The 1109-nt window shown below is 57.9% G+C and carries 1 protein-coding gene; it reads left to right on the top strand.

Annotated features, from left to right (window positions below; genetic code table 11):
• On the top strand, positions 1 to 223 hold a 223-nt coding region (locus tag AC1DT3_RS22160), incomplete at its 5' end, for a phage tail tube protein (RefSeq protein WP_477467329.1).
• Positions 224 to 1109: the final 886 nt, after the last annotated feature.

Genomic DNA, 1109 nt, shown 5'->3' on the forward strand with positions numbered 1-1109 from the left:
GCCGAGGCTCGCTTCGATCGCCCTCACGTTCGATCGCGGCATCGGGCTCAAGTGGGACGAGGCGATGATGCTGGAGGAATTGAACATCACGTTTGTCGAAACGGATGCCCGTCTGACCCACATGTTCACACGGGCCAACTGGAGCGGTGAACCGGAGATCAACTCGTCGAATGGTGAGGTGTCTGGTCTCACCGCGGAGACGGCGAGCTATCAGGTGGGCTGACGCGGCTCCGGCAAATTTTCTCGCGTAGCGAGGGCGGCCAGCAGCTCGCGGTGTTGGTGATCACGCTTCGCGCTGTTCGCCACCGCAAGGGCAATGAAAAGGCAGGCGAGCTAGACGATCGCAGAAACGATGGGTGAGAGAGGGAAAGCAGCAAATCCCGAGACGACGATCACTGCGATCAGAACTCCAGCAAGACGTCGGCGCCAGTAGAAGGCGATTAGAGCCGGAGCCAAACCAAGCATAATCACTCCCGTGAGGATCGCCGCTGGAGCCAGAACTTCCGTCAGAATCCTTTCAAACATTGGCATCGTCACCTATGAAAACAACAACCATTGATCTCGCAAGCCCCATCATGGGGCACGGGGAGCCTATCAGCCGCGTAGTTATAAAGGAACCAACGGGGAGAGACTATTTCGCTCTGGGAGAGCCTGCCGTCGGGGCACGTAACCCGGATGGGACGACCTACTGGGTAGAGAATGTTGAGGTAATCGAGAAGTACATCGAGGCCTGCGTCAGCGAGCCAAGCAGTGGAATATTGCTCGGGCAGTTGTGTCTCGCGGATGCAATGCGCGTTAAGGACGCCGTGTTGGATTTTTTCGGCGCGGCGAGGCGAAATATTTCACCGAGCTCAGCGACGCCCTAGTACTCGATCTGCGGATTGTCAGCGTGACCGAGGCCTCGTCGATGACGCTCTCTCAGGCTGAATATTGGATCGGCCGAGTGATTGCTCGCAAGAAGAGGAGCCGATAATGGCAAGCAGATCCATGGAAGCCCGCGCTGTCATCTCTGCAGTCGACAGGACCGGCGGAGTCTTGGCCGGAGTGTCCAGGAAGCTTCATGGAATTTCCAACGCTGCCAAGCAGGTCAACGCTACGGTGGGCCGAGC

It is taken from the genome of Microvirga sp. P4_G7 (genome assembly GCF_056401005.1).